Source organism: Streptomyces sp. CA-288835 (assembly GCF_050936385.1).
Classification (GTDB): domain Bacteria; phylum Actinomycetota; class Actinomycetes; order Streptomycetales; family Streptomycetaceae; genus Streptomyces.
In genome coordinates this window covers 5,180,664-5,203,800 of record NZ_JBNJMW010000001.1, presented here as the reverse complement: position 1 = coordinate 5,203,800, position 23,137 = coordinate 5,180,664, and the positions used below count along the sequence as shown (strand labels likewise).

41 protein-coding genes are annotated in these 23,137 nt (G+C 69.0%); 1 reads left to right on the top strand and 40 read right to left on the bottom strand.

The annotated features are described in order from the left end of the window. Position 1: 1 nt before the first annotated feature. From ACQEVY_RS23535 to ACQEVY_RS23430, 22 genes are all read right to left on the bottom strand, one after another. Positions 2–211 (bottom strand): hypothetical protein, encoded by a 210-nt coding sequence (locus tag ACQEVY_RS23535; protein WP_432951472.1) that lies wholly within the window; start codon positions 209–211, stop codon positions 2–4. Continuing rightward, positions 208–729: a DUF7426 family protein gene (locus ACQEVY_RS23530; RefSeq protein ID WP_432951471.1), complete on the bottom strand. Its 522-nt coding sequence runs from the start codon at positions 727–729 to the stop codon at positions 208–210. The genes ACQEVY_RS23535 and ACQEVY_RS23530 overlap by 4 nt, the downstream gene beginning before the upstream one ends. Next, positions 729–1,202: a phage tail tube protein gene (locus ACQEVY_RS23525; protein ID WP_432951470.1), complete on the bottom strand. Its 474-nt coding sequence runs from the start codon at positions 1,200–1,202 to the stop codon at positions 729–731. Before ACQEVY_RS23525 ends, ACQEVY_RS23530 begins: the two co-directional genes overlap by 1 nt. 11 nt (positions 1,203–1,213) lie before the next feature. Further along, a complete protein-coding gene (locus ACQEVY_RS23520) occupies positions 1,214–1,654 on the bottom strand; it encodes a minor capsid protein (RefSeq protein WP_432951469.1) in 441 nt (146 codons plus the stop codon). Further along, positions 1,651–2,001, bottom strand: a complete 351-nt coding sequence (locus ACQEVY_RS23515) for a hypothetical protein (protein WP_432951468.1) — start codon at positions 1,999–2,001, stop codon at positions 1,651–1,653. The genes ACQEVY_RS23520 and ACQEVY_RS23515 overlap by 4 nt, the downstream gene beginning before the upstream one ends. An 8-nt stretch (positions 2,002–2,009) precedes the next feature. Then, positions 2,010–2,333, bottom strand: coding sequence for a hypothetical protein (locus ACQEVY_RS23510; RefSeq protein WP_432951467.1), 324 nt, complete (start codon positions 2,331–2,333; stop codon positions 2,010–2,012). Continuing rightward, positions 2,321–2,725, bottom strand: a complete 405-nt coding sequence (locus ACQEVY_RS23505; RefSeq protein ID WP_432951466.1) for a hypothetical protein — start codon at positions 2,723–2,725, stop codon at positions 2,321–2,323. Before ACQEVY_RS23505 ends, ACQEVY_RS23510 begins: the two co-directional genes overlap by 13 nt. An 11-nt stretch (positions 2,726–2,736) precedes the next feature. Continuing rightward, a complete protein-coding gene (locus ACQEVY_RS23500; RefSeq protein WP_432951465.1) occupies positions 2,737–3,246 on the bottom strand; it encodes a hypothetical protein in 510 nt (169 codons plus the stop codon). Beyond that, on the bottom strand, positions 3,246–3,596 hold the full coding sequence (locus ACQEVY_RS23495) for a hypothetical protein (RefSeq protein ID WP_432951464.1): 351 nt from the start codon (positions 3,594–3,596) through the stop codon (positions 3,246–3,248). Before ACQEVY_RS23495 ends, ACQEVY_RS23500 begins: the two co-directional genes overlap by 1 nt. Positions 3,597–3,610: 14 nt before the next feature. Beyond that, the gene (locus ACQEVY_RS23490) at positions 3,611–3,964 is read right to left on the bottom strand and encodes a hypothetical protein (RefSeq protein ID WP_432951463.1); all 354 of its coding nucleotides are present in this window, start codon (positions 3,962–3,964) and stop codon (positions 3,611–3,613) included. A 78-nt stretch (positions 3,965–4,042) separates the two neighbouring features. Continuing rightward, a complete protein-coding gene (locus tag ACQEVY_RS23485) occupies positions 4,043–4,957 on the bottom strand; it encodes a P22 phage major capsid protein family protein (RefSeq protein ID WP_432951462.1) in 915 nt (304 codons plus the stop codon). Between the two features lie 14 nt (positions 4,958–4,971). Beyond that, positions 4,972–5,760 carry a hypothetical protein gene (locus tag ACQEVY_RS23480; RefSeq protein WP_432951461.1) on the bottom strand — a complete coding sequence of 263 codons (789 nt, stop codon included), beginning with the start codon at positions 5,758–5,760 and terminating at the stop codon, positions 4,972–4,974. Between the two features lie 150 nt (positions 5,761–5,910). Next, a complete protein-coding gene (locus ACQEVY_RS23475; RefSeq protein ID WP_432951460.1) occupies positions 5,911–6,195 on the bottom strand; it encodes a hypothetical protein in 285 nt (94 codons plus the stop codon). Between the two features lie 12 nt (positions 6,196–6,207). Next, entirely contained in the window at positions 6,208–8,718 is a 2,511-nt protein-coding gene (locus tag ACQEVY_RS23470; protein ID WP_432951459.1) for a phage minor capsid protein, read from the bottom strand. 15 nt (positions 8,719–8,733) lie between these two features. Then, positions 8,734–10,248 (bottom strand): phage portal protein, encoded by a 1,515-nt coding sequence (locus ACQEVY_RS23465; protein ID WP_432951458.1) that lies wholly within the window; start codon positions 10,246–10,248, stop codon positions 8,734–8,736. Further along, positions 10,229–10,408 carry a hypothetical protein gene (locus ACQEVY_RS23460; protein WP_432951457.1) on the bottom strand — a complete coding sequence of 60 codons (180 nt, stop codon included), beginning with the start codon at positions 10,406–10,408 and terminating at the stop codon, positions 10,229–10,231. The genes ACQEVY_RS23465 and ACQEVY_RS23460 overlap by 20 nt, the downstream gene beginning before the upstream one ends. Next, complete coding sequence (locus ACQEVY_RS23455; protein WP_432951456.1) at positions 10,405–11,682, bottom strand: PBSX family phage terminase large subunit; 1,278 nt, start codon at positions 11,680–11,682, stop codon at positions 10,405–10,407. Before ACQEVY_RS23455 ends, ACQEVY_RS23460 begins: the two co-directional genes overlap by 4 nt. Next, positions 11,672–12,208: a helix-turn-helix domain-containing protein gene (locus ACQEVY_RS23450; protein WP_432951455.1), complete on the bottom strand. Its 537-nt coding sequence runs from the start codon at positions 12,206–12,208 to the stop codon at positions 11,672–11,674. Before ACQEVY_RS23450 ends, ACQEVY_RS23455 begins: the two co-directional genes overlap by 11 nt. A 69-nt stretch (positions 12,209–12,277) precedes the next feature. Beyond that, positions 12,278–12,703, bottom strand: a complete 426-nt coding sequence (locus ACQEVY_RS23445; RefSeq protein WP_432951454.1) for a hypothetical protein — start codon at positions 12,701–12,703, stop codon at positions 12,278–12,280. 584 nt (positions 12,704–13,287) lie between these two features. After that, complete coding sequence (locus ACQEVY_RS23440; RefSeq protein ID WP_432951453.1) at positions 13,288–13,533, bottom strand: hypothetical protein; 246 nt, start codon at positions 13,531–13,533, stop codon at positions 13,288–13,290. A 69-nt stretch (positions 13,534–13,602) separates the two neighbouring features. Continuing rightward, positions 13,603–14,034 carry a PASTA domain-containing protein gene (locus ACQEVY_RS23435; protein ID WP_432951452.1) on the bottom strand — a complete coding sequence of 144 codons (432 nt, stop codon included), beginning with the start codon at positions 14,032–14,034 and terminating at the stop codon, positions 13,603–13,605. Positions 14,035–14,280: 246 nt separating this feature from the next. Further along, positions 14,281–14,697, bottom strand: a complete 417-nt coding sequence (locus ACQEVY_RS23430; protein ID WP_432951451.1) for a hypothetical protein — start codon at positions 14,695–14,697, stop codon at positions 14,281–14,283. 263 nt (positions 14,698–14,960) lie between these two features. Between ACQEVY_RS23430 and ACQEVY_RS23425 the strand changes: the two genes are divergently transcribed. Next, positions 14,961–15,533 carry a hypothetical protein gene (locus ACQEVY_RS23425; RefSeq protein WP_432951450.1) on the top strand — a complete coding sequence of 191 codons (573 nt, stop codon included), beginning with the start codon at positions 14,961–14,963 and terminating at the stop codon, positions 15,531–15,533. A gap of 37 nt (positions 15,534–15,570) precedes the next feature. Here ACQEVY_RS23425 and ACQEVY_RS23420 read toward each other — a convergent pair whose 3' ends face one another. From ACQEVY_RS23420 to ACQEVY_RS23335, 18 genes are all read right to left on the bottom strand, one after another. Next, positions 15,571–15,975 carry a hypothetical protein gene (locus ACQEVY_RS23420; RefSeq protein ID WP_432951449.1) on the bottom strand — a complete coding sequence of 135 codons (405 nt, stop codon included), beginning with the start codon at positions 15,973–15,975 and terminating at the stop codon, positions 15,571–15,573. 181 nt (positions 15,976–16,156) lie between these two features. Further along, a complete protein-coding gene (locus tag ACQEVY_RS23415) occupies positions 16,157–16,546 on the bottom strand; it encodes a hypothetical protein (protein ID WP_432951448.1) in 390 nt (129 codons plus the stop codon). Between the two features lie 154 nt (positions 16,547–16,700). Continuing rightward, positions 16,701–16,910, bottom strand: coding sequence for a hypothetical protein (locus ACQEVY_RS23410; protein ID WP_432951447.1), 210 nt, complete (start codon positions 16,908–16,910; stop codon positions 16,701–16,703). Positions 16,911–16,922: 12 nt separating this feature from the next. Beyond that, positions 16,923–17,057 (bottom strand): hypothetical protein, encoded by a 135-nt coding sequence (locus ACQEVY_RS23405; protein ID WP_432951446.1) that lies wholly within the window; start codon positions 17,055–17,057, stop codon positions 16,923–16,925. 76 nt (positions 17,058–17,133) lie between these two features. Further along, a complete protein-coding gene (locus ACQEVY_RS23400; protein WP_432951445.1) occupies positions 17,134–17,676 on the bottom strand; it encodes a hypothetical protein in 543 nt (180 codons plus the stop codon). 61 nt (positions 17,677–17,737) lie between these two features. Next, positions 17,738–18,244 (bottom strand): hypothetical protein, encoded by a 507-nt coding sequence (locus ACQEVY_RS23395; RefSeq protein WP_432951444.1) that lies wholly within the window; start codon positions 18,242–18,244, stop codon positions 17,738–17,740. Positions 18,245–18,256: 12 nt separating this feature from the next. Then, positions 18,257–18,409 (bottom strand): hypothetical protein, encoded by a 153-nt coding sequence (locus ACQEVY_RS23390; protein WP_432951443.1) that lies wholly within the window; start codon positions 18,407–18,409, stop codon positions 18,257–18,259. A 10-nt stretch (positions 18,410–18,419) separates the two neighbouring features. Beyond that, complete coding sequence (locus tag ACQEVY_RS23385; protein WP_432951442.1) at positions 18,420–19,181, bottom strand: DUF2637 domain-containing protein; 762 nt, start codon at positions 19,179–19,181, stop codon at positions 18,420–18,422. 169 nt (positions 19,182–19,350) lie between these two features. Further along, positions 19,351–20,040: a hypothetical protein gene (locus ACQEVY_RS23380; RefSeq protein ID WP_432951441.1), complete on the bottom strand. Its 690-nt coding sequence runs from the start codon at positions 20,038–20,040 to the stop codon at positions 19,351–19,353. Between the two features lie 97 nt (positions 20,041–20,137). Next, complete coding sequence (locus ACQEVY_RS23375; RefSeq protein ID WP_432951440.1) at positions 20,138–20,359, bottom strand: hypothetical protein; 222 nt, start codon at positions 20,357–20,359, stop codon at positions 20,138–20,140. A gap of 244 nt (positions 20,360–20,603) precedes the next feature. Next, a complete protein-coding gene (locus tag ACQEVY_RS23370) occupies positions 20,604–20,924 on the bottom strand; it encodes a hypothetical protein (protein ID WP_432951439.1) in 321 nt (106 codons plus the stop codon). Next, positions 20,921–21,229, bottom strand: coding sequence for a hypothetical protein (locus ACQEVY_RS23365; RefSeq protein WP_432951438.1), 309 nt, complete (start codon positions 21,227–21,229; stop codon positions 20,921–20,923). The genes ACQEVY_RS23370 and ACQEVY_RS23365 overlap by 4 nt, the downstream gene beginning before the upstream one ends. Further along, a complete protein-coding gene (locus tag ACQEVY_RS23360; protein ID WP_432951437.1) occupies positions 21,226–21,351 on the bottom strand; it encodes a hypothetical protein in 126 nt (41 codons plus the stop codon). Before ACQEVY_RS23360 ends, ACQEVY_RS23365 begins: the two co-directional genes overlap by 4 nt. Next, complete coding sequence (locus ACQEVY_RS23355; protein WP_432951436.1) at positions 21,348–21,605, bottom strand: hypothetical protein; 258 nt, start codon at positions 21,603–21,605, stop codon at positions 21,348–21,350. Before ACQEVY_RS23355 ends, ACQEVY_RS23360 begins: the two co-directional genes overlap by 4 nt. Beyond that, the gene (locus ACQEVY_RS23350; RefSeq protein WP_432951435.1) at positions 21,602–22,108 is read right to left on the bottom strand and encodes a hypothetical protein; all 507 of its coding nucleotides are present in this window, start codon (positions 22,106–22,108) and stop codon (positions 21,602–21,604) included. The genes ACQEVY_RS23355 and ACQEVY_RS23350 overlap by 4 nt, the downstream gene beginning before the upstream one ends. A gap of 50 nt (positions 22,109–22,158) precedes the next feature. Continuing rightward, on the bottom strand, positions 22,159–22,401 hold the full coding sequence (locus tag ACQEVY_RS23345; protein ID WP_432951434.1) for a hypothetical protein: 243 nt from the start codon (positions 22,399–22,401) through the stop codon (positions 22,159–22,161). Beyond that, positions 22,394–22,624, bottom strand: coding sequence for a hypothetical protein (locus ACQEVY_RS23340; RefSeq protein WP_432951433.1), 231 nt, complete (start codon positions 22,622–22,624; stop codon positions 22,394–22,396). Before ACQEVY_RS23340 ends, ACQEVY_RS23345 begins: the two co-directional genes overlap by 8 nt. Next, positions 22,617–23,126, bottom strand: a complete 510-nt coding sequence (locus ACQEVY_RS23335; RefSeq protein WP_432951432.1) for a hypothetical protein — start codon at positions 23,124–23,126, stop codon at positions 22,617–22,619. The genes ACQEVY_RS23340 and ACQEVY_RS23335 overlap by 8 nt, the downstream gene beginning before the upstream one ends. Between the last annotated feature and the right edge of the window lie 11 nt (positions 23,127–23,137).

The following is a 23,137-nucleotide window of genomic DNA, read 5'->3' as shown; positions in this document are numbered from 1 at the left end:
CTCACCTCCTTCGGGGTCCGGGCTTGTCCTCAGGAGGTGGTGCGAAGTGCGCGTGGAGCCGGGACTCCGTGGACAGCAAGCCGAAGATGCGGATTCGCAGCCAGCGCCACGACCGCTGCCGGAGGATCCCGGAGTCGGCGTCGATGCCGTACACCTGGTGCAGATCGGCCTCGATCAGCGGCCACTGCTCCAGCAGCCGCTCCCACGTCACCGACGTGGTCTGCCGCGCCCGCCCCGGCGTCGGGAGCCCGCCCTCGTACCACTCGTAGAGGCCGGTGACGGGGTCGAACTCGCCGCACCCGACCCCGAGGTAGCGCGCTTCTCCTGCGCTCTCCGGGCCTCCCTGTTCGGTGCTTTTCCCGGCTGCTGCCCCGTCCGCCAGAACTCCGCAGCGACGTCCTTGTCAGCGGTGACCCAGAACATGCTGGTCAAGGCGACGTGCTTGAAGCGGCCCCACGACACTTCGGCCCTGAGCCGGTCGTAGGTGTCGCCGAGGCACATGCGGTACAGGTCCGCCTCTTCGTCGTCGTCGAGGACCGGCGTGTCCGGAGCCTTCCCGCCAGCAGCGAGACGGGCCGCCAGGCTCGTGATCCGCTCGATCTTGATGCCGTCCTCGGCGGACGGGTCCTCAATCCGGTAGACGCGCTCGACACCGTCCCGGCCGGTGACCGGAAGCTCCAGGTAGTCGTCGAGGAAGTTGTCGAGCGCCTCGAACGTGCCGCCAGCCATCACGCCGCCAGCGGGTTCGGGATCGGGGTGAGCGGACCGTCACCAGTGAAGGTGATCTCCGTCTCGCCGAGCGCGGTGTACTCGCCGCCCGCGGGCTGCCAGTTCGGGATGGCCTTGCCCTCGTACGCCTCCGGCAGGCCGTTGCGGTTCATGTACCGCAGGTGCACCAGGTTCGCCTCGCCGTACGAGAAGTGCGCCAGCCGGATCGCCTCGTGCACCGGGTTGTAGACCTTCACCGACTTGTTGGCCTTGCGGCGGATCGTGACCGACACCTCCCACGCCTGCGCGGTCTTGGTGTTGCCCGCCCAGCCGTCGGAGTCGTAGTCCGAGCTGTCCTCGATGTTCGGCTCGGAAGCGGGCTGGAACTCGCGGACACCGGGGCAGAGTTGCCAGTCCGGCGCCTCATCGGTGCCCATGTTCACTTCCAGCCGCCACTCCCGAGCAAGCTCGGTCTCTTCCGTGGGGGTCGACACAGGGGTCCTCCCTAATCGATCAGATGGATCCCGGACCGGACCGTCCGGAAGTAGTAGTTGCTGACGAGCTCCATGCGGCCGCGGGTGTCCTGGCCGATCCAGGCCTGCGAGTTGCGCCAGGAGATCTCCACCTGCACGCCGTGCACGGTGTACGAGCGGCGGTTGTGGAGGACGTTGAACACGTCGTTGGCGAGCTGGATGACGTCGAGCGGATTCGAGCCCGCGCGCATGCGGACCTGGATGCCGGTCACGGAATCGGTGGAGTCGTCGTCCGACACCGGATAGGGGGTGAGGCCGATCGCCCGGTCAGGCCCGTCAGGCACCTTGCCGAGGACGATCCCCGTCCCGCCGGCAGGCAGGACCCCGTCCGGGTCGTACGTACCGACGTCCGCGGCGTCGAGCAGCTCGGCGACGCCCACCAGGAGGTTCGCGTCGTGGGTCTCGCCGCTCACCGCATCGCCCGCCTTACCTCGGCGGCGATGATCGCGGCGACCTCCTGGCGGGACGCGTTCAGCGTGTTCTCCAGGAACTTCGCGGTACGGCCCGGGGCGTGCCGGAAGTCCAGCCGCTCATGCTGGACCACCGCGTACGGGGTGTCGTACGAGACCATCCCGGTCAGCGACGCCTCGTCCACGCTGGCCGTGCCGGAGCGCTGCAGCTCCGCCTCGTCGAGCGGTACGACGTCGTTGCTACCAGCGAGGACGTGCTCGGCAGCGAGGTACAGTCCGCGCGCGGCGCCTTGGCGCATCTGCCGTGCCGCGGGGGCCCCGTTGAAGCGGAGTCGAAAGTTCTGCGGCACGGTGCCCCCTACTGGAGAAAGACCTGCGTGTTGGACGGCACCGGCAAGCCGCCGCCGTCGGGTCGGGCGATCGTGATGACCTTCGTGACCTGCCCGTCAGGCAGCGTGACGCGCGATTTCGGCGCGGGGCTGTGGTCGATGCGGGTGATGTACGAGGACGACGAGGTCACCTGCTCGCCCCCCGGGCTGATGACCACCTGGGTGCGCTCATCCAGCAGGCAACGCACCGGGGCGACCGGCCCATATACGTCGCCTGTGCTGGACGACCCGAGGTACTCCTCGACTTGGACGGTGTGCCTCAGCAGGAAGCCCGGCACCTTCACGTCTGCCACACCACCTGGCACAGGTCCAGGTCGTCGAGGATCTCGGCGGCCTCTGGGACGAGGGAGGTGTCCTCGGAGGTCGCCGTCGGAGCGGACTGCCGCGAGAACGACAGCCCGCCCGCCGACACCGACGTCCACGGGCTCGCCGTCACGTCGTCGCCGTCGGCGGCCGCGGCATCACGCCGCGCCCACTCCGCAACCTGCGCGCACGTGGCGTCCCGGAAGGCCTGCCGGACGTCCGGGTCGGACGGATACCCCGCCGAGTCAGTGTCGTAGATCGCCGCCTTCGTGTCCCGGGACACCAGCCGGGAGGCCCTGGCCAGGAGCCGGGGAGCGTTCGCCGGCGCGGGCTGCCCGGTGAACGCCTCGTACTCCGCTGGGGTGGCGAACACTCTGCCCACCGGGCACCTCCCTACGCGGACGCGCCGACGATGTGGATGTCGTACGTCACCGGCGTCGAACCGGCACTGTTGGCGATCTTCAGTTGGTCACCGATGCCGGCCGTGACCGCGTACGCGGTGGCGTCTGCCGCGCCGGCCATGGCGCCGATCGTGGCGCCGGGGCGCAGGGTCAGCGTGCCCGTCGCGTTGAGCAGCGTGGCCCAGGCGTTGGACGCGGCTGCACCGATGACCAGGTTGTTCGTGTTCGCTGCGGCGGCGCTGATGAACAAGCCCTTGATCCGTACGAACGTGATCGCTGAGCCGAAGACGTCGAGCAAGACGCCCGCCAGGTCGAGGTCCTCGGAGGCGGACGCAGCGAGCGTGCGGCGGTCGCTGAACACCTTGTCGGCCTTGCCCGCGCCGGTACCCGAGCCGAGCGTGACCGAGCGGTTCAGGCTCATCGGGGCCTTCGCCGATCCGAGGTCGAGGGCGTTGCTGAGCTCGGCGAACGCGGACATGGCGAGTACGGAGTTCAGTGCCATCAGCTTTCACCTCCGTACTGCTCGATGAGCTGGTCCTTGGTGAGGCCGTCGATGGCGGCCTCCTCGTCGGAGTCTTGCGTGCGGGCACGCGCGTACGCCTGCCAGTCGGCCTTGGACGCGGAGCGGGCCGGACGCTGCACGTCGTCCGACCCGCTGCCGCTGTCTCCACCGCCGTCCGATGGCTCATTGGGCTTCTCCTGCGGAGCATCCCCCTGCGCGCTCGGTTCCTCCGTGGCGCCGGACGGCTCCGGCTCGGAGAGCAGTTCCCAGTTGGGGAGCATGTCGAGCCGCGCGCTCCGGTGCTCGTACTGGACGACGTCGCTGGTGTTGTTGTTGCGGTAGACGAACATCAAGGCGCCTCCGCTCAGGCCAGGTCGTAGGCGTCGGCGTCGATCGCGATGTCTGCCTGGATGACGACCGTGGTGGCGTCACCGCTGGCCACCTCCAGGGACAGGACCTGGCCAGCGTTCATTTCGCCGGCGGCCCCGGTCGGGGTACCGGAGGTGAACACGCCGTTCCCGGCGGTGAGGTCAGCGGCGAGCACGTCGACGGCGCCGATCTTCGCGTTGATGGCGGCAGCGGCCCCGCCGGAGCGAAGGCCGTGCACTTTGACGATCTTGCAGGCGACGGGGGCACGCCAGACGACGTGCGTCGCGGCAGCGACCGGGGATCCGGTAAGCCGGATGGACTGGGTGATGATGCGGCGCTGGTACGCCATGAGGGTCTCCTGACTGGGAGAAGAAGGGCAGCGGGCACGGGACGCCGCCGAGGCCGTCGGCGCGGCGGCGGCCGGGGCTTACGGAACGTCGGCGCCCTTGATGAGGCAGGCCCGGTTGGCGTCCAGCGTCTTCGTGCCGTACAGGCAGTCCACGGAGACGACGTCCTGCTTCTTGTCCATGTCGTAGCCGTAGATGACACGCAGGCCGAAGCCCTTGTAGTTCGCGATCGCCGCGTTGGGGTTGCCGCGCGGGAGCTGGAGCGGCCGGAAGGCGAGCGCGAACGCGGTGCGGTGGAAGGCGACACCGACCTCGGTGGTGGAGTTGCCGGAGGTCTGCGCAGGCTTGGCGATGTTCTGCGTCATGTACGGGTCGAACCCGAACGTGCGCCGCCCGAGGTAGGCCTCGGTGAGGCCCTCGGTGTTGCCGCGCTTGTCAGCCTCGTGGAACAGCGGGTCCGCCAGCCACTTCGATGCCATCATCGGGCCGACCACCGCACGCCGCTCCGTCATCGGCACGCTCTCCGTGTCGAGCTCGCGGCCGGCCTCGATGAGCGAGCGCGGGTTGCTCCACGGGTACTCGTTGTCTCCGGCGACGACGCCGACTTCCTGGGTGATGTCGTTGCGCAGGGTCAGCAGGTCGCGGTCGATCTTCTGGGAGATCGCCTCCATGGCCGGGGTGAGGAGCTGCTCGTCGAAGTCTTCGATCTTCAGCGTGAGGTCCTCAGCGGTGACGGCGAACGACACGTCGGCGAAGTGGTTGAGCGTGAGGTCGATGCCGTTTTCCTGGGCGTCCTGGACGGTGATGCCCTGGCTACGGTCGTACTCCTTGGCCTCGAATACTGCGGGCTGACGGATGGTGATCTTGTCGCCGACGCGGCGGGCGAACTCGGGCTCGTAGTCGCGGTGCACGAGGTTCGCCATGACGGTCGTCTCGTACAGGTTCGCCAGCGCCTGCTGTGCGATGGCCTGCGGGGTCAGCAGGGTGTTGCCCATCGGGGCTCTCCGTTCTATCCGGCGCGGCGCTTACGGCGCTCGGCGCGGATGTCATCGATGGTCTTGGGACCGGATCGGCCGCTGTCTCCGGTCCCGCCGGAGAAGTCGCCGGATGAGCGCGCAGGCGCCTGGCCTGCGGCCTTGAGCTTGGGGTTGTCGTCGACCGCCTTCTTGATGGCGGCCTGCACTGCCTTCGCGAATCCCTCGTCGGCCGGGTCGAGGCCCTTGATCGAGTTGAGGAACGCGCGGCTGTCGGTAAGCGCGTCCGGATCGGCGCCGTACTTCGACGCGCCCCGGTACACGGCCAGTTCGACCGCCGTCTCCCGGTGCGCCGCGGTCGCGGACTCGATCTGCTGCTTCAGTACTGCCGGGTCCGGGGGCGTCTTGTCGTCGTCCTTGATCAGGCCGAGCGCCTTGCCGAGCTCCTGGACGATCTCGTTGCGGGCTTCGTCCGCTGCCGACTTCTTCGCCGTGGTGCGAGCCTTCGCAGCCTCGCCGTTCGCCGTCTTCAGCTCCTTCTGGAGCCGGGCGATCGTCGCGGCCGGGTCCTCGTCGCCGCCCTTCTTCGCAGGCGGCTTGGGCTTCGGCTTGTCGTCCTTCGCGTCGTCGTCCGCGGTGTCGTCGGCGTCCTGGCCGTCGTCATCGTCCGCGTCATCTGCCGAGTTGTCACCGGCGTCGCCGCTGTCGGATCCGGAGTCGTCTCCGTCCCCGCCGTCGGCGTACAGGAAAGGGTCGAGAGGGCCGTGACCGTAGGGGTGTGCCCAGCCAGCACCGGCCAGCCTGGGGAGGGTTCGCTTCTGCATGTCGTGCACTCCTGGTGCGCGTAGGGAAGTCCCGCACCCGGCGGGACGGTTGTGCGATCCGGCCCGCACCAGGCGGGCGGAAGATCAGATGCCCGGATCCGGGCATGAAAAAGGGCCCGCAATGGGCGGGCCCTGTATGGAGGATGCGATCTAGTAGACGACATCCTGCGCGTCGTCACCGGCTGGCGGACTCGGCACTTGCGGCGGCTCCCCGGATACCTGTGGAGCAGGCACCAGGCGCACTGCGGCGAGATACTCGGCGACCTCGTCACCTGGCCCCTTCGGCGCGTAGACCGGGCCGGTCGGTGTCAGCGGCTGCGGCCCGTCCGCCAGAGTGATCATGTTGAGGCGGGTCACGTCGTCAGCGGTCCACTGGCGCCCGTCATGGGCGACCCAGCGGTCCACATCGGTACGCGACTCCACTCTCCAGGCCATGCCGCCAGCCTGTCACAGCACTGCCAAGCAGCCAAGAACGAACTGCTGCAGCTCCAGCCCACCGAAGTTCCTGCCAGAGCGGCCGAAGAGATCCTGCAGGCCGACCTGGAAGGCCTCCGAGGAGACCGAGGCCGGATCATCAGGAGCGCCCCGCTCATAGGTTTTGCCTGTGTAAGCGTCCGCCCACTGGTCCTCGTAGGTCAGCTCGCCCGTCCGGTACTTCGATCCTGGGTAGAGCGCAGACATCTCCCGAGGCGGCTCCAGCACACCGTTGTTGGTGGCACGCCTGCGTACCAGCGTGTACTCCAGCTCGCGCAGGCCCGGCACGTACTGCTCCATGCGGTGCCCCAGCTCGTGCGTGGCGACTTCCGCCGCGTACGAGCTGAAGGCGCCGTTGTACCAGGCAGGAGCAGACGTATCGAGCGCGATGAGGTCGGTCCCGTTCGGCCCCAAGCCGCCTCCGTAATACGCCCGGTCTGACCCCACCAGCACCATCGGCGTGTTCCGCATGCGGTCCACCCACTCCTTGGGGAAGTGGTTGAGCGCCTCGCCGAGCAGCCCCTGCCAATCCTCACGCACCGCGGTCGCGGTCGGACCGCGCGACGCGATGACGTCCGGGCCAGCGGCCTCGGCCTTTACCTTTCCGCCCAGCTTGCGAACATCGGCCAAGAGCCTGCGGATCGTCTCCGCCTCGCGTGCCGCGACCGCCATCTGTGCGCTGCGCAGCTCGTCGGCGTCCGGCTTCTCGCTGCGGGCGAGGCGTGTGACCTCTTCCCGCAACTCTGCGAGTACCGAGTCCTGGAGATAAGCGTCCTGCAAGTCATCCCGCAGTGCTCTCCCGACTTCCTGGACGCTGTCCAGGTGCCGCTCGTACTCCTCCGGTGGAAGCAGGGATCCGAACGGGTCCTCGCGGTAGGTGTATGCGTACCGGGCAGGCTGCGTCCGGGAAAGGTACTGGCTGTAGTTGCCAGGCTCGCCCGCCAGGAAGTTGTCCCTTTCTTCCTCCAGGCTGCGGATGGTGTTCCGGGTGAACAGGATGTCGCTGTCGACTCTCCAGGTCGCTTCCTCCAGCAGACCAGCCCGCTTGTACTTGGGAGTCCTCCGGCGCTTGAATTCGGCTTCCGTCTCAGCGGCGATTCGTTCCCGCTCAGCCAGGTGGCTCTTCAGCTCATCCCGGAACTCGCCGATGCGGATGTCGTAGCCGAGCCGCTCGGGCTCCACCAGTACCCGTCGCGCGTCCGTCCACTCCTCGCGATCCTTCGGCAGCGCACGCCGCACCTCGTCGATGCGGTCCCGAGTTGTCTGCGACACACTCGCCTGCGGCTCCGGCGGCGGGGCCGGCTTCTCCACCGCCTGCGGCTCGGGCGGCTTCACCGGCTGCTGCTCGGTGACCTGCGCCTGCTGCTGCGGCGAGGGCTTGGCGACCTGCTCGCGGTGCGGCTTGCGCGGCATGCCCGACTCGTCGACCAGCTCGCGGATCTTCGTCTGGTACGCGCGCACTCGCGCGTTCGCAGACTTGCGCGCAGGCTCGTCAATGGCAGCCTCAGCGCGACGCTTCCACTTGCGGACCTGCCGCTCCAGGTAGCGCTGCTGCTGCGACTGCTCGTACGTGCCGCGCGCCGGGACCGGCGCAGGCTCCCGAGTCAGCCCAGGAAGGTAGGCACTGACGCTGTGACGGCAGTTCGGGTGGAGCAGCCCCGCAGCGCGCGCCTCCTCCAGCGAGCCAGCCACCTTCACCTGGACCATGCGGCCATCTTCAGTGGCGTGCTCGACCTCGATGGTGCGTGACCCGGGGGCGCCAGCGCGGTCGAGGATCTTACCTTCCCAGGGTCGGCACAGCGGGCACTCCTCGGGAGCCCGCGACACAATCACCAGGTCGATTCCAGCCTCGCCCAACCGGTCGGTGTGCGCCTCGATGGCGGCTCGGCCCACCGTGGAACGGGTCGCCATCTCGATGTACGAGGCCAGGTTCCAGGAGCGGCCGGACGTGTCGGTGAAACCAGTGATGCCGCGGTTGGCGAACTCGTCCAGCGCCGACTGCGCCGCCTGCCTGCGCGTCTGAGCGCCGGCAAGCGGAGCAGCCGAGGCGCGGGCGATGACATCACGGTATGCATCCATTGATCCGCGCAGGATCCGCAGATGAGCTGCCCGGGTGTCGCCTACGAGAGCAGATGCCAGTCGGTCGATGCTGGCGGCGTTGGGAATGTCATCCGCGACCGCCTGCGCCACGCCGGCCGGCAGCGCGCCGAGCTCCGCCACCGCCGCCTGCTGGCCTCGCCGGTACGCGTCAGCCACCGCCTGATGGACTGCCCCTGATGCGTCCCGATCAAGCGCGTCCACGACAGAGCGCACACCAGCCTGCAGATTGCCGAGCGAGGCGAGCTTTTGGTCCACCCAAGTCGGGGTGTCGATCCCCGCGGCTACTGCCTGGCGGATCCGCTGGATCAGGACCGTCTCGACCTGCTCGTACAGTACAGAGACATTGGAGGCGAGATCTTCGGCCATGGCCGGGGAAACGGGCACGGCCGACCACCTCCGCTACGGAAGTGCGCCGGTCTGCATCGGGTCCGGCACAGCCATCCCGGACTCGCCCTGGATCCGCTGCACCTCGGCCGCCACCAGCGTCTTGTCCCACTCCGGGTGAGCCATCCGTACGAGCGTCTCGGTGCTCGCGGCATTCGCCCGCCGCAGCACGTCCACCGTGTTCGCCAGCGTGAGCGGGTCCTCCTGCACGGAGTCCTCGAACTCCACCGTCGGCCGCTGCGGCGTGATGTCCCCGCCGTACACCTGCTTGTCGACTGCGAGCAGGGCTTCGATGGCGTGCGCGAGCGCCGGCCGCCAACGCAGGATTTTCCGGCCGCGGGTCGTCATCGAGCGCCGCTCGCGTGCCGTCACCTCGGTCGCGGTAACCGCCACGTCCCCGCCGATCCCGAACGTCTGCCCGCTATACCCGGCGGAGCGGAGGATCTGGTTGACCAGGTCCTCCGCCGTCTCCCGGTGCTCCTGCACACGGATTGCGAACTGCGCGACCGTGAGCTGGTTCCCCGAGTCGGGGCCGGTCAGCATGTCGATGCCTGCGAAGGCTTCTTGGTCGGGGTTCCAGGTGGCGCCCTGGCCGGGGCCCAGGTTCTGGAGGTAGGCGTTCGGCACGATGATGCGACCTTTACCGAGCCGGATATCCCGCATCCACGAGCTGTAGGTCTCGTCAAGCTGATCCATCAGGCCTTCGACGCCGTCAAGGTCCGAGCGCCCAAGGTCCTTCAGCGTGTGGTCCTTACGCCACCGCCGGCTGGCCTGGTTGGGGATGTGCGCGACGTCCAGGCCGTCGTAGCCGGTCTCGATCGCGCCGAGATCGTTGACCACGATGGCGAAGCCCTGTGTGGCCTCCGAGTCCTCCAGGGGGACCGGGTGGCCGAGCTTGTCCGCGGTGCCCTGGTACAGGCCGTGCAGGATCACGCCGCGCTCGTGCCGCTCCAGGTGCCGCCACACCTGGCCGTCCTCCTTGCGGACCACCTTCCAGAAGGTCACCGCGGCGAGGCGCCCCCACCGGAACTCAGGGACAGCGCTGTCGGCGTGCACAGCATCCAGCCAGGGCCGGTCAGCGATGTCCGTGTCGTACACCGGCCGCAGATAAACACCGCCCAACGCAGCGCCGACCTCGGCCGCAGTCTGGAGCGTGGCCAACATCCCGTCATCGGCGAGCGCGTCGAGCCGCTTGGCCGTGGAGGCGCCGTCGACGGTGAACTTCGGCGGCTCACTGAAGAGCAAGTCCGCGCTGCCGCTGCACAAGTCGCCTGCGAGCGGCACGTGCACCTTCGTACGACGCTCACCTGGAGCTGTCGGGGTGCCCCACCACCAGCGGGCGAAGCGGCCGAGCAGGCCGCTGGAGTACTGGAGGCGCTTGGGGTCGGGGCCGGTGCCGGATGTGCCGCCGTAGAGGGATTCGAGGCGGTCGGGGTCGCCGGACCACCAGGTGTCCCAGGTGTGCATGGCGTCGAGTGCGGGCTTGAGGTGGGGCGGGGGCCAGGGCATGTCACCCGTCGGCAGCGGCATCCGACACCTCCTCCCGGTCCATCGACTGCGCCAGCTCTTCGGCCAGCTCGCGGAGGAGAGCGGGCAGCGCCTCGCGTATCTCCGGCCAGGTGTCGCCTTCGGCTTCGCCAACCACAGCCTGCGGCTGTCCCTCGGCACGGAGGATCACTTCGACCTTCACGCGGCCACCTCCAGAGCACTGCGTACGAGAGGCCGCCACAGCGCCTCAGTAGTCGTCACCGCATACCGGCCGCCATCAAGCGAGTGGTCCGCCACCTTGATCGGCTTGTCCTCGCCGGCCTCGGTCGCCTTCGGGTCCCAGGAGTAGCCCGGCGCCTCGCGGATGAAGCCCTTGCACCGGTCCGACACCACGAGCTGGCCTTCGGCAAGCAGCGTCGCCAGGAGGCTGATGCCGCGGGATACGTCGTTGTCCGCCGGGTGCGGCGTCACGCCGTCGCGGTACAGCTGGAGCCGGAGTGACGCGGCGGACGGGTCGACGACCCACCACTCCGGCCGGTCCGGGCCGCCGTTCGGGAGGTGGCGTTGCTGCGCCCAGTCGCGGAGGCCGGCCGACAGTTGACCGTCGGTCATCCGCTGCTGGTCGTGCTTAGGGTCGTGGCGCCACTCGTCCACCAGGTACAGACGTCGATCGGTGCCGATGCCGAGCAGGAGGCCAGCGGTGGCGTTGGTCGTGCCGTAGTCGATGCCGAGCGCCAGGAGCCGCTGCATGGCGGGGAGTTGCGCCCACGGCACCACGTGCTTTGCCGGGTCCCACATGTCGAAGACGGCGCCCTCGGCGGCGACCCACTCGCCGAGGATGAACCGCCGGTACCACAAGCCGGTGTACGTACGCCGGTACCGCTCCTTGACCTGTTCGGACAGGACGGGGTTGTCGTCGAGCTGGAAGTGCCAGACCCGCCAGTCCGGTAGTCGGTCGAGCCGGTCGAGGAAGCGGGCCCGTACCCAGTGGGCGGGCGAGTCCGGGTTGGTCGTTGCGAAGATCTGGGAGCCTTCGACGGAGCAGCGGCCCATGAGCTGCTGGAAGAAGTCCTCGGCGATGACGGTGAGTTCGTCGACGTAGGCGCCCGCGCAGGTGAGACCGCGGAGGACCTTCTCCGCCTTGGCGTCGCTCGCGCCCAGGACGTGGATCGTACGGCCGAGGATCGTGGCCGTGCTCGCGCCGTTGGTGTACTTCGTGAACTTCGCCAGCGGCCCGAACAGGTCCGGGTCCATCAGCGGGCCGAAGACGTTGCGGTTGAGGCTGTCGCGGGTGCGGCCGACGACGACCAGCTCTCCGCCGCGCGGCGCGGTCGAGACGTAGATCAGCCAGCGCAGCAGCGATGACGCGGTCTTGCCCGACCGGATGCTGCCCTCGGAGAGGTTGACGAACGCCGTGCTGTTGACGACGTAGTCGAGCTGCTTCAGCGACAGCGGGACAGGGAGATCACGAAGCATCGGCCCCCTCGTCTCCGCCAGCCTCTCGCTGCGCCTGCTTCCACACCTCGCCCAGGCCGGTCATGACCTTGCCGAGCATCGAGCGCGCCTCGTCCTCACCGGTCTCCGTCACGAGCGGTACGAGCTTCAGCGACTTGTCGAGGGCGGTTGCGACGGTGGCCATGAGGGCGCGTTTGTCGGCGGGAGTCGGCTCGTTGGCGAGGTGTGTGTCGAAGTCGTGTTCCTTGCCGCCCCAGTCCCAGTACAGGTGCGGTTGGTTGATCTTCTCGACTTCGCGTTCTGCGATCTCGTGGAGCCGGATGGCGAAGGCCGTGCGGCGGTCGGCGAGGTCGGCCTGGCGGATCTCGGTGGCGGCGCGGACCTCGGCGGCCCGGGAGAAGCTGATGCCGAGGTCTTTGGCGATGGTGCTGATCGTCCGGCCGGAGCGCCCGAGTTCGGTGGCGATCTCGTTGCGCCCCTTGCCTTCGGCGTGGAGTTGGCGGACGCGTTCGCGGTCTTTGTCGGTGACCGGGCGGGCCTTGGCCATGGCACCTCCCCGGACGTGCATCAGCCCGGCCGCGCCCAAAGGGTCGGCGGCCGGGCCGGGGGTGAGCGGTTACACCTCGCAGAAGCCGCTGGACTTCAGTGCCTCGTTGATCGCCTTGCCCTGTGCCTCGGTCGTCGTGACGTCTTCGTACGTGAACCGTTGGGACGCCGACCAGTCGAGCTTCTGGCCTCCGCCGTTGATCGCGGAGCACTGGTTGCGGGCCGCGTCGATGGCCTTGTCCTCGTACTTGACCGCGTCGGGGTTCCCCTTGGCGATGGCGTCGAGGAGTTCCTGGCGCTTGGCGCCCGTGGGGGCGGGCGGGATGCCGGCCTCGGCGGCGATGTTGGCGCGCTCCTCGGAGGAGGGCTTGGATTCGGCGGCGGTGGGGCTGGCCTTCGCCTTGTCCTCGGCGGTGGTGTCGCTGCTGGTGGAGCAGGCGGTGAGCGCGAGGAGCGCGGCGGCGAGTAAGGCGGTGGCAGTGGTGCGGGTGCGCATAGATCCCCCTGGGATGCGTGTTGGTCGGGTGAATCATGCGCGACGCGTAGGGCTGGAGGGGTGGATTCCGGCGTGAAAGAGCCCCAGCCGCTCTCCACGGTGGAGCGTTGATGCTGGGGCTGAGCTTGGCCGGGCACCGGTCGGCAGGGTGAACTGCCGACGACTGGGGCGGCGGTGCCACGGACCTCTGAGCTCCGGTACCTGCCGGAGCGGCATTTGTGTCCGGGCACGCCGGACTTGGCACCCATGATCCACGGCGAGGTGGGTGTTGGCAAGCGGCGTTGCGAGGGTGGTCGGAGTGTGTGTTTGTTGTTGATGTTGTTTTAAGTACACACATACATGTGCGTGTCAGTGTCTGGGATTTCGGGACGCTGACACGCCTTTGTGTTTGTGACCTGCGGGTTTGTGGTGGGGGTGGTGTGGTCAGTGTCCAGATTCTGCGGACACTGAGGCGGTTCAGTGTCTGGGTTTTCGGGACACTGAGGCCCGGTCAGTGTCCGGGATTTCCGGACCCTTGAGTTGGGGTTGAGGGTCCGGGATTTCCGGACACTGAGCGTGGCGGGCCAGGCCTCAGCGTCCGGGAACTACGGACACTGAGGAGGCGTCAGTGTCTGGAGAAACGGGACACTGAGACGGCGCGAGATCCACTCGAACGAGATCACGTCCCGTCGGACGTCGAAGGTGAGGCCGAGCTCGTGGGCGATGACGCGGACGGTGCGTTGGACGCGGCCGACCTCGCGGGCGATGGCGTTGCGGCCCATGCCGCGCGCATGCAGTTCGGCGACGCGCTGGTAGTCCTCTTCGGTGACGGGCCGGTTCTGGATCGGCATGGGTCACCTCCGGGCGTGCGAAGGCCCGGCCGCGCACGGGCGCGAGCCGGGCCGGTCAGCGGGGGTGGGTCAGCAGGCCTCGCCGTCCTTGACGGCGTACAGGGTCACGGGCGTGTCCGTGGGGTGCGTGCCGGCTGTGGGCTCCTGGCTGCATACGGTCCAGTTGCGGTCGAGGACCTGCAAGCGGTTCTGGCCGCTGGCGTCTTGGTCGTCGAGTGCGTAGAACCCGGCGGCCTGTGCCTCGTCTTGGGCGGCCTGGAGGTCCTGGCCGACGAGGTTGGGCAGGGCCGCGGTTTCCGGCTCCGCCTCGGCGGCAGGCGCGTCGTCCGCGGCGGGCTCGTCCTTCGCGGGCTCGTCCTCGGTGGGGGTGCTGTCCTGCTTGGGGGCGTTGTCCTGACTGGTCGCGGGTGCTTCCGGCGCCGGGCTGGTGTCTTCGGCTGCGCAGCCGGTGAGTGCGAGCAGTGCGGCGGTGAGTGCGGCGATGGCAGTGCGGGTGCGCATGGTTCCCCCTGGGGTTGTGGTGCTGAGGGAGGCATCATGCGTCATGTGGAGGAGGTGTGAAGGCAATGTGACGTTGCTGTGACACGAATGGGTGTCGGGCATGACAAAGGCCCGCACGGGGCGGGCCTGTTGTGTCCGGGCACGCCGGACGTGAGGTCAGGATGTGACATGATCGCGCGGAATGCAGCTACGGGCGCAGTTCGGCCCCGCCCGGGATCCGGTGGCCTCACCGCGACGACAGCAACGCTAGTCGCCCAGACCCTCCACCATCTTGAGCTTGTCGAACTCCCCACCCTCACCCGTCCACCCCAGACCGCCGATCGCCTTGGCCATGAGCAGCGCGGTGTAGTCGTCCTCCGAGAGCGGCTCGCACGCCTCCGGCCGGCCCTTTCCGCCTTCCTGGGTCTTCTTTTCCACCGTGTCGAACGCGTCCTCGGCCACGCCCTCGTACCCGGAACGGACCATGTCCGCGAGCGTCTTGTCGAGCGCGTCGACCCGCTCCTCAGCCTCCTTGACGGTCGGCTTGTCCCCCGGCTCACCTCCGGTCCTCTCGGTGAGCGCGGCGGCGCAGTCCTCGGCCTTCTCGTCGTCGGACTTCGAGCAGCCGACCGCGGTCCCGGCGACCAGCAGGACGGTGGCGAGCAGAACAGCGGTGTGGCGCATGGTCCCCCCAAGGACGGTTGTGCGTGGCCTGCATCATCCTGTGGTGTGTGTCCGGTGTGGAGGTAGTGTGTCCGTGTTGTGACACGCGAAAGCCCCGCCGCGAGGGGGGAAGTCCGCAGCGGGCCACGCTGCATCCCGGCTCAGCCTGGGAAGTCCTCCCCGCGAACTTCATCCGCGCCACCACCGCCTTCCGATTCAGCGCGCTAGGGGCCGCTTCTGTCCAACTGAGCTCTTGCGTGGGCGGCTTGTAGGAGACTGCCCTGGTGGTTGACCCGATCAGTGTGGCTGGTTCCTCTGCGGCGAAGGCGCTCACCTCCGTCCTGACGAAGCGTCTTCAGTCCAAGGCCGGCCTGCGCCTTGGGAGCCGGGACGAGCGACGGCAGGTGTATGCGCGCTTCCAGGGCGCGGTGACCGATTCGGTCGCCTCCCACACGGCGGTGCGGGTAGAGCAGAGCCTGCACACGGTGTGGCTCGGTAAGCGAGCCTCCATATCCTTCAGGCCCTCAGCTGCGTACAGTGCGGCGAGTGCGGCCATAGCCCAGCTACGCCAGGCCGAGAGCGAACTGATCCAGGCGTATCTCGATCTGCGTCTCGTGGCAAACCCCGAACCTCTTCGAGCCGCCGACGTCATCGTTGAACGCATCGGTGAGCTCCAGGCACTACACCCTTCCGTCAAGGTCCCGGAGATGCTCGCGACTGCCAATGGGGTGTTCGACTCTCAGAGGGAGTTCACGGACGTCTGCCGCGATGATCTCTGGTACCTGCCGAAGCGTTGGCAGGTGTACCGGCCAGCCTGGTGGTCCGCTCGCCGTTGGCGGCGTCACCGGCCTCAGTGACCAGCCCGCGAGCCGGCGCGAGGCGCAACCAGACGGCTCAGGCGTCGCCCTGGGTCGTGCGCCGGTAGCCACGGCGGCCGTCCAGTGCCTGCGCGGCGGTGGCGCCGTACCAGCGGTTGACGCCGCCTTCGTCATCGTCCGGCTCGGGCCACCGGCCCCGCGTCAGATCGGCGCGGATCGTCCCGGCCTTGATGCCGATCCCGGCATCTTCGAGCTGCTGGGCGGTGTAGAGGCGGCGGGGTTCGAGCTCGACGGCCTGGCGCTCGATGTGGTCCCGTACGAAGTCGGCGATGTTGCTCGCGGCGTACTCCTTGTACCGGCCGCGCTTGCCCACGGAGATCGGCCACTCCGGGTGCTGTGCCCAGCTCTTAGTCACGGTGTGGATGCTCACGCCGTACTTGTCGGCGATCTCGGGGGCGATCAGGCCCGGTCGGTCTACCATGGTGGCGGATTCTCCTTTGCGGAGTTTTCAACTGGTTCAGGGGCCGACGCGCTGTCACCCCCGGCTTGCCGGGGACTGCGTCGGCCCCTTCCCTGTGCTGTGACAGTCGGTTGGTGCGCGGGCTGAAAATCCCGAGAGGAGAGGGGCCCGCCCCAGGCTGGCTGCCTGGGGCGGTGAGCTGCTACGACTCGTCGTCGTTCAGCTCGTCGTTTTCGATCATCTCGATCCACGTCACGAGCCGCTCAAGCGCGTACTCTGCGACGTCGAGTCGCCACGGGGCGGGACCGGCGAGCCTCACGAGGGCGAGTGTCTCGTAGGCCGCGAACCAGTCGAGCATCATGCGCTCGAAGGCTCGCTTGTGGCCGTGTGAGATCGGCTCGTCCGCGATCAGCGTGCGCGCCCGGTTGAGTCCGACGAGAACCTTGGTCGGTTCGCCTTCACCGGCCTGGACGAGGTCCGGGACGGTGATGGGAAGCGGGAGGTCCTCCAGGAGCGACGCCACGTAGGCGAATGCTCCGACGACGGCCTCAGCGAGTGCGAGGTACCGCTCCGTGTTGTCGTGATCTGCCACGACTTCTCCTCTCTGGAATTTTCAACTGGTTGTCAGTGGTGGGGCTGTCACCCCCCACCCTGACGTTTCTAATTTTACAGCATTCGCTTCTAGTTTTGCAACATCCTTGGGTGGAGAAACGGGGACGACCCGAAAGCCGCCCCCGCCCTCCAGCTCAGGCGCGCTCGAACCTCACCAGCTCGCCGTCATCACTGACCACAGCAACCAGCTCGGCACCCGCCAACTGCTCGCGCGGAATACCCGTCTCGGCTACCAACCGCGCCACCGGCACCCGCTCCGGGTCCGTATGGTCACGATGCGCCGTCGTCACCTCGGCCTGGTCCCCGATCAACAACAGGACAGTGGCCTTCAAACGCTCGCTCATGACGTGATCCTCTCAGTCCTCGTCCTGGTCGCCGGGCTGCGCGGGTCGCGCGTCCCGAGCAGGCCACCCCTCGTTGGCCCGCATGCGGGGAGCGCCCCCTGATGAACGCGGTACGGGGATGCCCTTGGTCGTCTCGGTGTCGGACATGATGGTGCTCCTGTCTCTTCGTGGGATGGGAAACCGGGGCGGCCGGCGGCTTGGCGGCATGACGGCCGCCCCGGGGCTAGTGGTCGCGCACCTTGTGGTGGCGGTGGGTATCGGCGAGGTCGTAGACGATGAACCCCCCATCGGTCCGCTCGACGCGCACTCCCTGTTGGTTGGTTGGTTGTTCCTGGTCAACAGGCTCAACAGGGTCATCCGAAGAGGGGTGGGGGAGGGGCGGAATGTCCTCCGCGTGTACGCCCACACCCGTGGTGTCCCCAACACGCACGGCCCGGCGGATCCGGATGCCGAGTGCTTCCAGGACGGCCCGCGCCGCCTCTACCGACAGGCAGAGTTCCGCCGCGAGAGCGGAAAGGAAGACGTTGGGCGCGGCCAGGAAGTGCAGCGCCCGAATGACCTCCGCTTCCATAAGGAGCGGCTCCTCGGCAGGCTCGCTGCCTGGATCCTCGCGGCGGCGGGCGATCCACTTGCGGACCTTCTGCCAGCCATGCGTACCGAGGATTCCGACGATGACGTACGCGACCCATGGAGCTACGGCGACGATTCCCCACACCGCGCCGAGGGCGACGACGGTGAGGATCGCGCGTGCCGTACGCTCGCTCATCCCGCCCGACTCCCCGGCTCTTCAGCCTCGCCGGTCTCGGGCTCCACCTCCTCCGGAGCGCTCATCCGAACGTCCCGGTGAAGCCGGCGCCGAGCATGTTGGCCGCGCTTCCGAGCGGCACGGCAGCGACCCCGGCCACCGAGCCGGACAGCGCCAGGCACACGCCGGAGAACGCGCCCGCACCGAGCTTGCCGTTCGGCACCTTGGGCGCCCACTTCACCAGCGCAATGAACGCCAGCGTGAACAGGAAGACCACGACGAACCCGCCATCAGTGAGGACGATCGGATTGCCGCGGGTGACGTTGGGGGCATTGCCGCCGACGCCCCAGACCAGGCCTGCATATCCGGCGACGTTCGCGGCCCAGATCGCGGCCCAGGTGACGATGCCGAGCAGCGACCAGGCGGTGAACGTGGCGAGCGCGGCGAGCAGGCCGTACAGGTGGGCGAAGACGAAGGGTACGAGGGCGGTCCACCGGCGCTTTTCCTGGAACCACCAGCGGATGAGGTACATGAGGATGATGCCGACGCCGAGGGCAACGCCGCCGAGGTTGATCACGGTGTAGGGCATGAGCGGGGTCCTTCAGCGGAGGACGGCCACGGCAAGCGCAGCGAAAGTCAGGATGAGCGCGCACGTCCCCGCGATCGGGGGGACATCGCGAGGGGCGACGAGCGCCAGGCCAGCGAAGGCAACCAGGGCACAGAGGGCGAAGAACACGCCGAACACGGCGGTCACGGTGGGGTGCCTACGCGCTGATGGCGACGGGGGCCGGAGGCAGCTGTGCGAGGTGCGGCTCGTGCTGCTCGACCTCAGCGCGGAGCTGGCCTCGGATCACACCGTCGGACGGCTCGGCGAATCCTGCGGCCACGATCGCAAGGCGCATAGCCTTGGTGCCGGGCCGGGTGCCGTTGTCGTACAGCGGGCGGATCGCAGCGCACCGGGGGTCGCTGTACTCGATCACCTTGGGCTCGAGCTCGGGCGTCTCGTCGACGGGCTCCGCTGGCGGGATGACGGGGGCCGTCGCAGGCCGGGGCGGGAGCATGACGGGCGTCGCCACAGGCGCGGGGGCGAGCAAGCGGTAGATCTGGTTCATGAGCGCGCCGAACGCGAGCAGCGAGGCGACGGGCGGCACGGCCGCGACCACGTAGTCCAAGGGCTGCGCGCCGGGCCCGACGCCTGCGATGTTCAGTGCGATGGATCCGCCGGCTCCGAAGACGACCAGGCTGATCGCCCACCAGTCGATGCGGCGGGCGAGCGCGGCGCGCAGGATGAGGACCTCGCCTGCGGCGTAGAACAGGTCGAGGGTGGCGGGCCAGGCCCAGGCGCGTACGGGGTCGTCGGCGAAGCCGTGGCGGGCGCCGACGTCGTGGAGGTGTTCGTACGAGAGCCAGAGGGAGACGCCGGTCAGGAGGAAGATGAGGACGGCGGCTGTGATGGCGAGTGCGCGGATGGCGCGCGGCTGGGTGTTGCTGGGTTGGGTGGGCGCATTAAGGTGCAGCTCAGCCATAGGAGGTCACTCTCCTGCGGTCAGAGCCCTGGCGGGAGTTGCAGTCTCCTTGCCGGGGCTCGCACTATTTCGGAGGTGACGCCCTACGGGGGGCATCTGCCGTCCATGACGGTAGCGCGACGAGCGCGTGTGGTGCTACAGGGTCAACGACACCCAGGCGTGACGGGTGTCATGCCACTTCGCTGGGTGCCTCTGTCCACTTGCGGCCGCAGTCCTCGCAGCGCACGAGGGGCGGCTGGCCGTCCCCGCCCTCGATAACCAGCTGGCCACCGCACGGAGCTGGGCAGGGCTCCGGTACGGGCTGCGTGCGGCGAGCCTCTCCGAGGGTGCGGCGGATCAGCTCGGCGCCCATCGCGGCCACGTTCGCCACGGCGGTGTGCTCCTCTTCGGTGAGTGCGCGGAACGGGCCGGGCTCGCCCCTGACGCGGAGTGACAGCCACTCGGCGGCCGCGGGTGCGTCGACCGTGCCGGCGATCCTCCAGCGACGGGGGTCTGCCGCGTCCTTCGCGGCGAGGAGGACGACCTGGCGGTGAAGGTTGTCGCTCCAGCCGCGCCCGGTCGGGGCGTTCATGACGGGGCGTTGGATACGTGAGGCCAGCCAGTCCGCGGTGGTGCTGAGGCCGGTCTCGATGATCGTCATGACATCGAGAACGTCCACGTCAACGGGCGTCGGACGGGGGCCCGGGGCGTCGGGGTTGGTGTCGGCTCGCTCGGTGACGAGCTCTTGGCGCTCCTGGTCGCTCATGAGTCGGCTGATGCCCATGGTGGGGGGCCAGGTGGTGGTGGGTCGGGTGCCGGCGGCTTCTTGGAGGGTGGTCCAGCGTTCGGTGATGGTGTCGAGGTCGTCGGCGGTGGTCACGGTGCTGCTCCTGTGGTGTGTGGGGCGGTACGGTGATCAGCACCGAGGGGGCGCGCCTTCCTGTCTGGCCGGACGGGGCGCGCCCCTGTGTCGTGTCTCAGTCGGGCCAGGCGATGCCGTTGCTGGCGAAGGCCCGGACGATGGCGGGGTCGTCGAGGAAGAGCTGGAGGCTGTCGAGCTCGGTGTCCCAGTCCTCGGCCTGGAGGTTGGCGATCAGCTCGCCGAGGACCTTCTCCTTCACCTCGTCGGAGGCGCCGGCCTTGATGAGCCCGTGGGCGACGGGGTTGAAGAACGTGAGTCCTGCGCTGCCGAATCCCATGGTTGGCGGCTCCTTTGCTCGATGATCTGCGCGGTCTGGTCGATGTGGTCGGCGTGCGGGTGGAGGTGCCAGCGGCGGCAGCGGATGACCTTGATGTTCGAGAAGCCCCGTAGGCGATCCGCCTGGTCGGCGAACAGCACCTCCGGGTCGTCGAGCGACAGCCCGCTGTCGCGGCACCAGGCCCGGAACTCGTCGTAGCTGGAAGCCAGTACGACCAGGACAGAGCGGCTGGGGATGTGCATGGTCACTGCTCCTTGGGCTCGTCGAGGGCGGTGAGGGTGTCGCGGGCCTGCGCGACGGCCTGGACGCGAACCGATGCGGTGATGGTGAGTTCACACAGGCGGCGTACGCGGGCGATGGCGGCCTCGGCCCGCTCGGCCTTGCTGGCGCGCTCCTCGGCGGCCTTGCGCTGCCGGATGGCCGCCGTGATGCCCGCCTCGGCGTCCTCCAGGCGTACGTGGAGCTCTGCGTACTGCTGGACGGCGTGCTCCATGCGCGCGGCCTGGAGCTGTAGGGCGTCGAGTTGGTCGCTGGTGATCGTGTCGACGGTCAGGCGGTCGGTCATGCTGCGCTGCTCCTGGGGTCGTCGGGGTTGTGGTCGTGGAGGCCGGCGGCAGCGACGGCCGCCACAGCGTCGTCAGCTGGCCTGGGGTGGAGGCGGGCATCGCGTTCGGCGCGGATGGCTTCGCGGCGGAGCGCGTCCTCCAACTCGCCTTCGCGGATGAAGGCGACGATGACGAGGCTGGAGCCGATCACGAAGACGGCGCAGGCCCACGTGGCGCCGGTGCGGGCGCTTTGTACGGCGCAGTAGGCGAGCAAGGCGAGGAGCGCGCCGTACGCGACGTACAGGCCACGGGAGAGGCGGCTCATCGGGTTCTCCGGGTGCGGGCGGTGCGGTAGAGGGCACGGCCTGCCCGGTGGAGGCCGAGGAGGATGGCGGAGATGAATGGGGCGCAGATGATGCCGATGCCGAGCGCGTAGCCGGGGTTCACGCTGCCTCCTGGTAGTCGTGATCATCTGAGGGGCTGTGTGGGCGCCTGAGGCGGCGTCGAGCGAGGATTCGGGCGCGGAGGCGTCCACGGGCCCAGGACGGCCGCGCCACGCGCCGCCACGCCCGCTTCACCGCCCACGTGATCCCCGCTGCTATGCCCAGCACCACGGGAGTGGCCAGCGCGGCGAGGACGACGATCCACGCGAAGAGGGCCCAGAAGATGTGGGCGGCGGTGTCTATGGCCTCGTGGATCACGACGGCTCCTTGCCGGGCTGGGCGGGCTGGGCGGGCTGGGGGTTGGCGAGCACCTCGGCGTTGGCTTCCGCGCCGGGGCAGATGAAGTCCTTGGGCGGTTCAGGCTGGGCCACGCAGGCGGGGCAGTGGTGCGGGTCGCCGCCCTTGTGGAGCAGGCCGAGATCCCACGCCCGTCGCGGCCAACTCGGGTCAGTGGCGGCCATGCGGCGCAGCTTGTCGACGGCGGCCTGATCGTCGGCGCTGAACTCGTCGCCACGGGAGTACATCTGTTCCTGGGCCAAGCCCAGGGCGTAGCCGAGCATGGTGCGTTCGGCCTCGGTCAGTACGGCGGCCCGGCCGACGGGCGCGGGCTGCACGACAGCGGGCGCGGCGCCGAGGAGCGCCTGCTCCAGCTCGAACTGGGCGCCGAGCGCTTCCGTGCCCGGGTCGGCCGAGTCGTGGATCAGATCGGTGAGCGAGGCGAGTGCGCGACGGGCGGCAGCTTCGAGACGGTCGGTAGTCATGGTCAGGCCCCGTCTGTGCGCGTGGGTGGGGGGAACCGGATGGGCGGCGGTCACGGGGCGAGCGCGCCTTCCCACTCGGCGAGCTGCTCGCTGGCCTCCGAATGCGCCGAGGTGAGGTGCTCGTGATCCCGGAGCAGGTCCTGGAGGGCGTTCCAGCAGCTCGCAGCGAGGACGTACAGCTCCCGTTCGGTCTCCGTCTCGAAGTGCCCGGTGGCCGGGTTGAGCTGGGTCGTGAACCTCATCGCCCGGATCTCGTCCAGTCGCTCGCGCGTGATCGGCTGCGGCTCAGGCATGGTTCGCTGCCTCCCGCCTGGCGCACCAGTTCATGACGCACTTCGCGGACACCCCGAGGCGCCGCGCCGTCTCGTTGGTGGGCACGCCTTCCCTGACGAGGTACCAGGCGGCGAACCGCTGCTCCTTCTCGGTCAACTCCGGCAGGGGTTCCGCGCCGTCGCGATAGCGCTGAATGGCGACCATGTCCATGCCGCGGTACGTGGTGTCGAACTCCTCAGGCACTGCGCTGCTCCCCCGTGACGGGCGTCGACGGGCCGTCCTCGAGGACCGCGCCGAGCGCCAGGAGCCGCGTGTGCTGCCGGATCCGCAGGTACTTCTCGTCCGTCCCATGCCCGTTCCACTGCGCCCGCGGGTCCGTCGGCTCGACGGCCGTCACGTGCTTGAAGAGATGGGCGTCATCCGGGGCGATGTGCCAGGACATTTGCCAGCCGCCGGCCACGAGGTACAGCAGCTGCCAACCGTCCTCGTCGTCTACGTCGGAGGCCGGGGTGATGACGGCCGACGCGGGATGGAGCGCGGCGAGCCAGGCGAGGAGGTGCGCCCGTTCCCGGTACGCGGCGTCCCGCTCACGGATGCGGTTGGCGAGGGCAGCCACTGCGCGCTCGCGGTCCTGCTCGCACGAGTCGGCGTAACGCTTCCAGCGCGCGGCCTCGTCCTGCGCGGCCTGGAGGTCGCGGACGAGCGGCGGCAGCGGGTCGAGGATCGGCGCCGAGTCACCAGGCACGCGCGTGGGCG

Coding starts and splice junctions, on each gene's coding strand:
- ACQEVY_RS23345 (WP_432951434.1), bottom strand. CDS start 22,401: ATGCCTGAGCCGCAGCCGATCACGCGCGAGCGACTGGACGAGATCCGG.
- ACQEVY_RS23455 (WP_432951456.1), bottom strand. CDS start 11,682: ATGCTTCGTGATCTCCCTGTCCCGCTGTCGCTGAAGCAGCTCGACTAC.
- ACQEVY_RS23495 (WP_432951464.1), bottom strand. CDS start 3,596: ATGTTCGTCTACCGCAACAACAACACCAGCGACGTCGTCCAGTACGAG.
- ACQEVY_RS23435 (WP_432951452.1), bottom strand. CDS start 14,034: ATGCGCACCCGCACTGCCATCGCCGCACTCACCGCCGCACTGCTCGCA.
- ACQEVY_RS23420 (WP_432951449.1), bottom strand. CDS start 15,975: ATGGTAGACCGACCGGGCCTGATCGCCCCCGAGATCGCCGACAAGTAC.
- ACQEVY_RS23365 (WP_432951438.1), bottom strand. CDS start 21,229: ATGAGCCGCCTCTCCCGTGGCCTGTACGTCGCGTACGGCGCGCTCCTC.
- ACQEVY_RS23530 (WP_432951471.1), bottom strand. CDS start 729: ATGGCTGGCGGCACGTTCGAGGCGCTCGACAACTTCCTCGACGACTAC.
- ACQEVY_RS23480 (WP_432951461.1), bottom strand. CDS start 5,760: ATGCAGAAGCGAACCCTCCCCAGGCTGGCCGGTGCTGGCTGGGCACAC.
- ACQEVY_RS23430 (WP_432951451.1), bottom strand. CDS start 14,697: ATGCGCCACACCGCTGTTCTGCTCGCCACCGTCCTGCTGGTCGCCGGG.
- ACQEVY_RS23500 (WP_432951465.1), bottom strand. CDS start 3,246: ATGGCACTGAACTCCGTACTCGCCATGTCCGCGTTCGCCGAGCTCAGC.
- ACQEVY_RS23410 (WP_432951447.1), bottom strand. CDS start 16,910: ATGAGCGAGCGTTTGAAGGCCACTGTCCTGTTGTTGATCGGGGACCAG.
- ACQEVY_RS23350 (WP_432951435.1), bottom strand. CDS start 22,108: ATGACTACCGACCGTCTCGAAGCTGCCGCCCGTCGCGCACTCGCCTCG.
- ACQEVY_RS23465 (WP_432951458.1), bottom strand. CDS start 10,248: ATGCCGCTGCCGACGGGTGACATGCCCTGGCCCCCGCCCCACCTCAAG.
- ACQEVY_RS23385 (WP_432951442.1), bottom strand. CDS start 19,181: ATGGCTGAGCTGCACCTTAATGCGCCCACCCAACCCAGCAACACCCAG.
- ACQEVY_RS23370 (WP_432951439.1), bottom strand. CDS start 20,924: ATGACCGACCGCCTGACCGTCGACACGATCACCAGCGACCAACTCGAC.
- ACQEVY_RS23485 (WP_432951462.1), bottom strand. CDS start 4,957: ATGGGCAACACCCTGCTGACCCCGCAGGCCATCGCACAGCAGGCGCTG.
- ACQEVY_RS23450 (WP_432951455.1), bottom strand. CDS start 12,208: ATGGCCAAGGCCCGCCCGGTCACCGACAAAGACCGCGAACGCGTCCGC.
- ACQEVY_RS23445 (WP_432951454.1), bottom strand. CDS start 12,703: ATGCGCACCCGCACCACTGCCACCGCCTTACTCGCCGCCGCGCTCCTC.
- ACQEVY_RS23395 (WP_432951444.1), bottom strand. CDS start 18,244: ATGCCCTACACCGTGATCAACCTCGGCGGCGTTGCCCTCGGCGTCGGC.
- ACQEVY_RS23475 (WP_432951460.1), bottom strand. CDS start 6,195: ATGGCCTGGAGAGTGGAGTCGCGTACCGATGTGGACCGCTGGGTCGCC.
- ACQEVY_RS23440 (WP_432951453.1), bottom strand. CDS start 13,533: ATGCCGATCCAGAACCGGCCCGTCACCGAAGAGGACTACCAGCGCGTC.
- ACQEVY_RS23400 (WP_432951445.1), bottom strand. CDS start 17,676: ATGAGCGAGCGTACGGCACGCGCGATCCTCACCGTCGTCGCCCTCGGC.
- ACQEVY_RS23375 (WP_432951440.1), bottom strand. CDS start 20,359: ATGGGATTCGGCAGCGCAGGACTCACGTTCTTCAACCCCGTCGCCCAC.
- ACQEVY_RS23490 (WP_432951463.1), bottom strand. CDS start 3,964: ATGGCGTACCAGCGCCGCATCATCACCCAGTCCATCCGGCTTACCGGA.
- ACQEVY_RS23405 (WP_432951446.1), bottom strand. CDS start 17,057: ATGTCCGACACCGAGACGACCAAGGGCATCCCCGTACCGCGTTCATCA.